Raw genomic sequence first — 7205 nt, 5'->3', positions numbered from 1 at the left:
AAGCCTAACGGCTAAAAAGTTAGGCGAATCAACGCTTGCGGAATTCCGCAAGCGACTATAAATTGAACATAATAAGGAGAGTATATTCATATGAAAAAAATTTTTTTAGATACAGAAACTACAGGGCTTGAACCAGGACAAATTATACAACTTACATATTGTGTTTGTGATATAAATTCTAGAGGGGAAGAGAAGGTTTGTTTTGCAAAGAATTTTTTCTTTGATGTAGATTATGTTGAACCGTCTGCAGAAGCTGTACATGGCTTTAGTGTGGAAAAATTAAAAAACCTATCTATGGGACAAGTGTTTCAAGATGTAGCTTCAGAAGTAGCTGAAGATTTAGAAGGAGGAATTTTTATTGCACATAATGTAAAGTTTGATCAAAAATTTGTTACTGCTGAATTTGATAGATTAAATAATAGAGACTGGAATCCTAATAAATTTTTTTGTACTATGCAGTATTTTAAATCAAAAGTAAATGCAAAAACAAGAAATGGTAGGCCCAAAAATCCAAGATTGGAAGAGACAATGGATTTTCTCAGAGTAGAACAAAATAAGGTACTTCAAGGTGCTAAAAAGCTTTTTAGTTGTGATGATGTTGATTTTCACGATGCTAGGTATGATGTAGCAGGACTTGTATCTTGTTACTATAAAGCTAGAAAATTAGGTTATGATTTGTAATACATAAAATTAGTAATATAAGCATATTACGACGCAAAGGTGCAGTGGAAGTTTGGATTTTAACTTTTACTCCGTGATATATGATAAGTGTTTCATCACGGCTAAATGTTTTAATTATTCTAAAGCTTGAAGATTTGGAAAACCTAAGAACTTTGTCAAACTCGGTTCCCTCAGACAGGACTAAAGTTCTAAGGCTTTCCAAATCCTCAATCTAAGAATAATATTAAAACAATTTAGCTAATGTGATGAAACACTTATCATATATCACTGCATATATCAGCCGGAATACAGTTGAAAGTTACTTCGCTTACATACGCTTGAGTCGCAATATTTTTATAATACTAACTATTTTGCAAGCTCATAAATTGCATGACCATAGATTTTAGCATTAAGTACTAAGTCATCTATTTCAATATATTCATTTGCCTGATGATCAAGATCAGGTTTTCCAGGGAATATTGGTCCAAAGGCAACTATGTTTGGTATTTCTTTAGCATAAGTACCTCCACCAATAGCAAGAAGCTTTGCTTCTTTACCGGTTTGGTCTGTATATACTTTTTGTAATGACTTTATAAGAGGGTGATCAGCTGGGAAAAATAAAGGCTTTTGATGGAGCATGTTTTCAATTGTTATACCAGCAGCTTCTATTTTTTCATTAAATGGAGTCATCATATCTTCATATTTAAATGTTACAGGATATCTTAAATTAAGTGCCATGGAAACCTTTTCTTCATCCATAGATACTGTGCCAACATTAAATGAAAGCTTTCCAGATTCTTTATCTTCAAGATATACTCCGAAAGATTTTCCATCAGTTTCAAATCCTACATATTTGTTAAAGAAATTTATATAATCTGCAATATCACATTTTCCAAGAGGTAGCTCTCCAAGAAATTTAAACATTTGCATTATAGCATTTTTTCCCAAATGAGGTAGGCTTCCATGTGCAGCAACACCAACTGATTTTATAACTACCATATTATCTTTAATTTCTGCAGTTACATTATAACCAGTTCTATTTTTAAATTCTTTAGCAGCATTAATAATATCATCAGTATTTTTAGATGATACTAATGATTCACAGTAATCAGGAACTACATTGGCTCTTTGGCCACCATTTAAAGATTTAATGACTACATCACCAGTAGATTTCACAGTTAATTTTTTAGTTACATCAAATATTGTAATACCTTTTTCGCCATATATTATTGGATATTCTGCATCTGGAGTAAAACCGGATATAGGAGCTTTTTCTTTTTCTAAGTAGTGAGATATTTCATTACAACCTGATTCTTCATTTGTACCAAATATAATTCTAACTTTTTTAGATAATGAGAGATTCAAATCTTTTATAGCTTTAAGTCCATAAAGTGCAGCCACTATTGGAGCTTTATCGTCCATAGTTCCTCTTCCATACATTTTTCCATCATGAATTTCTGCACCATATGGTGGGTATATCCATCCATCTCCTTCTGGAACTACATCCAAGTGACCGAGTACAGCAACATAATCTTCTCCTTCACCATATTCAGCATAACCAACATATCCATCCATATTTACTGTTTTAAAACCAAGATTTTTGCAAATTTCTAAAGTTTTATTTAGCACATTGTGTACACCTTCACCATAAGGCATACCTTCTTTTGCAGGTTCTTCAATACTTTTAATTTTTACGAGTTCTTGAGAAGATTTTATTAAGTCTTCTTTAAGTTCGTCAATCTTTTTATTTATTTCCATATTGTCATTCCTCCTATTTTTTTAGGGCTCTTATCGAAAGATATTCGGTCCTTATTTTGTATATAATAAAAAAATAATGTAAACCTTTTACATGGGAAATAAAAATATTAATTATATCAACTATAGTTATATGTATTAATTTGTTTTTTATAATTATAGGTATACAATATACATGTTATCATATTTAAAGATAGTTATTAAACTGCATTATAGCAAATATCTTAGTGAAATACCAATAAAATAATTAATATATTCATTTCAGTTAGTTATACCTTCATATTACTCATATTATAGTAAAAAAAGTGAATATTTATAAAAAGTACATTTTAAAAATTCATTAAATTACTTTATATTATGTAGAAAATTTATAAATTAATGCAAATAGAATAAAATAATATAGTATAATGTGAGAATGAGAAATATATTATGATATGTACAAGGAGAATAGGAAATGTCAGATAAAAATATTGAAATGATGAAAAAAATAATTGAGGCTAAGAAGAAAAAAAGCGCTCAGCAAGGCTCACATTTAAGAGCAGACAAAAATATAGGTGGAACTAGAAAAGCTATAATAAATAAAAAGACAGGCGGATTATTTGATAAGTAGAGGAGATAATGCAAAATGGAAAAAGTACTTTATCCAATAAAATTAGATGGTAAATATGGATATATAGACAATACAGGAAAAATTTCTATAGAACCTAATTTTGATTATGCTGAAGAATTCAGTGAAGGATTAGCTATGGTAAGCATTGAAGAAAATTTTGGATTTATAAACAAAGAAGGAGATATAGTAGTTAAAGTTGAATATGATGATGCTTATGATTTTAAAGAAGGCCTAGCGATAGTTGAAGTAAACGGAAAGTATGGTTGTGTAGATAATACAGGGAAATTGCTTGTAAAAGCTGAATATGATGAGATTTATGATTTTTCAGAAGGATTGGCAGCAGTAAAATTAGGATATAAGTGGGGATACATAGATAAAGAAGGAAAATCAGTAATAGAGCCCAAATTTTTATATGCAGATGATTTTAAAGAAGAATTAGCTTTGGTTCAATTAGGAGGTAAATTAGGATATATAGATAAGCTTGGCAAGGAAGTAATAGAAGCAAAATATGATTATGCTTATGGATTTTCAGAAGGGCTAGCAGTAGTTCAAGTAAATAATAAGTATGGATATATTAACAAATCAGGAGATACTGTAATTGCGCCTAAGTATAGGGAAGCTAATAGTTTTTCTGAAGGATTAGCAGTAGTAGAGGGCAATGGTAAATATGGTTTTATAAATACAAAAGGAGAAATGATAATTTCACCTAAATATGATTGGGCAGATAATTTTTCTGAAGGATTTGCAGCAGTTGCTATTAAAGACAAGTATGGATTTATAGATAAATCTGGAGCGGAAATAATTCCTGTAAAATTTGATAATGTAGATAGCATAAGTGAAGACTTAATATCTGTAGAGGTAAATGCTAAATGGGGATACATAAATAAATCAGGAAAGTTCATTATAGAACCAATTTTTGATGAAGTATCAAAATTTGTAGATGGTGTTGCAAAAGTTATTTTTGAAAATAGAACCAGGTATATAAACAAAAGTGGTGATTATATCTGGAAGCTTTAAAGTTGGATAGAGTTTTAAATTTATAGAATAGTTTATTGAGTCTTATTTTAAGAAAAATTGAATTAGAAATAGAAAGCTGTGAAAGTATAATATCATACTTTTACAGCTTTTTTAATCTCAATAAAAGCTTTTGTTAAGAAATTTGTAAGAACTTTGATAAGTTATTTGTAAAAATTCTCTAGTATAATTAGTTTGTAGCCGAAGCAAAGGAGGGATTAAAAATGATATAATTTATAAAGAAAGGTGGAAGAGAATATGGAAAAGTATAATGTTTTAGTTGTAGATGATGAAGAAGAAATAACTGAAGCAATAGAAATTTATTTGAAAAATGAAGGTATAAGAGTATTTAAAGCTAAAGATGGCATAGATGCTTTAATGCTTTTGGAGGAAGAAGAAATTCATCTTATTATAATGGATATTATGATGCCAAGAATGGATGGGATTAAGGCTACATTTAAAATAAGGGAGAGTAAAAATATTCCTATAATAATGCTTTCTGCAAAATCTGAAGATATGGACAAGATACTTGGACTTAATGTGGGAGCGGATGACTATATGACAAAACCCTTTAACGCTTTAGAGTTAGTGGCCAGGGTTAAATCTCAACTTAGAAGATATATAGATCTGGGAAATTATAAAAAGAACAGTAATAAAATTGCTATTAAAGGGTTAGTTTTGGATAAGAAGACAAAGATGGTAACTGTTGATGGAGAAGAAATAAGACTTACAGCTATTGAGTATAGAATATTAGAGCTGCTAATGGAGAATAAAGGAAGAGTATTTTCAATTGAAGAAATATATGAAAAAGCCTGGAAACAACCTTATTACAATGGAGAAAATACTGTAGCAGTACATATAAGAAGAATAAGAGAAAAAATAGAAATCAATCCAAGAGAACCTAGATATTTAAAGGTGGTGTGGGGAATTGGGTATAAAATTGAAAAATAAGTATATATATATTTGTTTATGTGCTTTTAGCATATTTGCAGCTGCATTTTCGGTGTTGTCTGCTTGTGATATTGTTAAAAATTATAATTATATTGAACATAAAACCTATTTTGATACTGATGAATTTAGACAAGAAGTATATAGTTATTGCCAAAATTTAAGCAACTTTTATGGATATTATAAAGATTATAATGATAAATTTGGAGAAAATAAAGCTAGCAAAGAAGATATAAATGGATTAAAGCTGTTTTATGAAGATAAGCTAAGAAATGCACAAGCTGAAGTTGAAAATAAGTATAATAATGATATACAACAAGCACAAAGGATTTCAGATAAAGATAAAGTTAATAAATTAATGGATGAAAAAAGCAAAAAGCTTGAAGAAGTAAAAAAGGAAAACACTAAAACTGATGAGGAACTTAAGAAGGAAGTTGCATCAAGATATGATAAAGATTATGAAGCAATTAAGAAAAGTGTGCAAAATAGAAATGATATAAAATATTATATTAAAAATACAAAAACAAATGAAATATATCATAACTTAACAGGGCAGGATACAATTCAAGAATATATACAAAAAGAATCACTTTTTACTATTGAGTTTCCATTGAAAAGAGATGAAAGTAGGAAGTTTGGGAATACTAATTCCATATTTAAAAGCTCTTCTTGGGAAGGTTATATTATAATTCCAAAACAATCAGCTTCTAATAATTATATAATAGAAAATTATAATTACTACAATTCAGTTAGAAGTAGACTTATTAAAGAGATGTTAATAGGAGTTGTTTCATTAATCGCAGCACTTTTAATATTAGTAGGCATTAAAAAAGATGAAAACTTGAAAATAACTTTTATAAAACAAGTAAAAAGTTCATATAAAAAGCTGCCTATAGATATAAACATACTTATATTTTGTGTTTACACAGCTATAATGCTTGGATATATGCTAAAACTTAGTTTCTTCTATAAACCATTAGGAGTTAAACATTTTATTAAGCTTACAATTGTTAGTATTTATGTGGCATATGCTATATTTAGCATCGAGGTTTTTATAAAACTTATGAAAAATAAAAAAGAACTTTTGAATAAGTGGAATGAAAGTTTAAGTTGTAGGTTAATTAATGTTATGAAAAGAAGCTTTATAGCTAAGGATTTAAAACTTCAGATTTTAGTTATTACAATTATTACAATTATACTTACTTTGTTTACAATTATATTAGTAATAATATCACATAATATAGTATTAGGAGCTATACTTGGACTAGCATATATAATTTTAATTTTACGTATTATGTTTAAAAAAGTAGATTATTTAAATGAAATATTAAGGGGAACTGAAGAAATAGCTTCAGGAAATTTGAATTATGTTATAAAAGAAAAAGAGGAAAGTCACCTATCAAAAATAGCACATAACATTAATAATATAAAATTAGGATATAAGAAATCCCTTCAAAGTCAAGTGAAAAGTGAGAGGCTTAAGTCAGAGCTTATAACAAATGTATCTCATGATTTAAAAACACCACTTACATCTATAATAAATTATATAAATTTATTAAAAAAAGAAGGCTTGTCAGAAGATGAAATTAAAGGATATATTGGGGTTTTAGATAGAAAAGCTGAGAGACTTAAAGTACTTATAGAAGACTTATTTGAAGCGTCAAAAATGTCCAGCGGATCAGTAGAGTTAAATATAGAAAAAGTAGATGTGTCAGCTTTATTAGAGCAATCTATAGCAGAACTAGAGGAGAAAATAAAAAAAGCTTCATTAACCCTTAGAGTAAAGTATTTAAATAAGCATGTCTATGCTAATTTAGATGGAAAAAAGACCTGGAGAGTGTTTGAAAATTTGATAAATAACATTATAAAATATTCAGCACCTAATACTAGAGTATATATTAATTTAGTGGAAGAAGATAACAAAATTTTAATTGTCATGAAAAATATTTCTTCTTATGAAATGGATTTTGATGCAGAAGAAATTTTTGAAAGATTTAAAAGAGGGGATAAGTCAAGAAATACAGAAGGGTCAGGATTAGGCCTTGCAATTGCCAAAAGTATTGTGGAACTTCAAGGTGGCAAGCTTAATATAGAAATCGATGGAGATCTTTTTAAGGCCATAGTTCAATTTGATCAAGCGAAACCTTAACTTTCGCAGTTTAAAAATATTACGACGCAAAGGTGCAGTGGAAGTTTGGATTTTAACTTTTACTCCGTG

Annotated in this window: 6 protein-coding genes; 5 read left to right on the top strand and 1 reads right to left on the bottom strand. The window is 28.6% G+C overall.

The window, feature by feature from the left end; translation table 11 throughout:
• Nucleotides 1–90 precede the first annotated feature (90 nt).
• On the top strand, nt 91–681 hold the full coding sequence (locus EG57_RS0224520) for a 3'-5' exonuclease (RefSeq protein ID WP_032079701.1): 591 nt from the start codon (nt 91–93) through the stop codon (nt 679–681).
• Nucleotides 682–1026: 345 nt separating this feature from the next.
• Here the strand turns inward: EG57_RS0224520 and pepV are convergent, their stop codons facing one another.
• Nucleotides 1027–2418, bottom strand: a complete 1392-nt coding sequence (gene pepV, locus EG57_RS0224515) for a dipeptidase PepV (protein ID WP_032079700.1) — start codon at nt 2416–2418, stop codon at nt 1027–1029.
• 451 nt (nt 2419–2869) lie between these two features.
• On the opposite strand from pepV, the gene EG57_RS26880 reads away from it, so the two are divergent.
• From EG57_RS26880 to EG57_RS26610, 4 genes are all read left to right on the top strand, one after another.
• Nucleotides 2870–3025, top strand: a complete 156-nt coding sequence (locus EG57_RS26880; protein ID WP_007064043.1) for a hypothetical protein — start codon at nt 2870–2872, stop codon at nt 3023–3025.
• A gap of 15 nt (nt 3026–3040) precedes the next feature.
• Complete coding sequence (locus EG57_RS0224510; RefSeq protein ID WP_032079699.1) at nt 3041–4042, top strand: WG repeat-containing protein; 1002 nt, start codon at nt 3041–3043, stop codon at nt 4040–4042.
• Nucleotides 4043–4297: 255 nt separating this feature from the next.
• Nucleotides 4298–4990, top strand: a complete 693-nt coding sequence (locus EG57_RS0224505) for a response regulator transcription factor (RefSeq protein WP_029163699.1) — start codon at nt 4298–4300, stop codon at nt 4988–4990.
• Nucleotides 4974–7136, top strand: coding sequence for a sensor histidine kinase (locus EG57_RS26610; RefSeq protein ID WP_242859927.1), 2163 nt, complete (start codon nt 4974–4976; stop codon nt 7134–7136). Before EG57_RS0224505 ends, EG57_RS26610 begins: the two co-directional genes overlap by 17 nt.
• The last annotated feature ends 69 nt before the right edge of the window (nt 7137–7205 follow it).

This window comes from Clostridium drakei, from assembly GCF_000633595.2.
GTDB lineage: Bacteria > Bacillota > Clostridia > Clostridiales > Clostridiaceae > Clostridium_AM > Clostridium_AM drakei.
Note: the sequence above shows the minus strand (reverse complement) of the source record. Positions and strands in the feature narration are given on the sequence as shown.

Excerpts from the sequence above, each read along its gene's own strand:
- EG57_RS0224505 (WP_029163699.1), top strand. The coding sequence starts at position 4,298 with ATGGAAAAGTATAATGTTTTAGTTGTAGATGATGAAGAAGAAATAACT.
- EG57_RS0224520 (WP_032079701.1), top strand. The coding sequence starts at position 91 with ATGAAAAAAATTTTTTTAGATACAGAAACTACAGGGCTTGAACCAGGA.
- EG57_RS0224510 (WP_032079699.1), top strand. The coding sequence starts at position 3,041 with ATGGAAAAAGTACTTTATCCAATAAAATTAGATGGTAAATATGGATAT.
- EG57_RS26880 (WP_007064043.1), top strand. The coding sequence starts at position 2,870 with ATGTCAGATAAAAATATTGAAATGATGAAAAAAATAATTGAGGCTAAG.
- pepV (WP_032079700.1), bottom strand. The coding sequence starts at position 2,418 with ATGGAAATAAATAAAAAGATTGACGAACTTAAAGAAGACTTAATAAAA.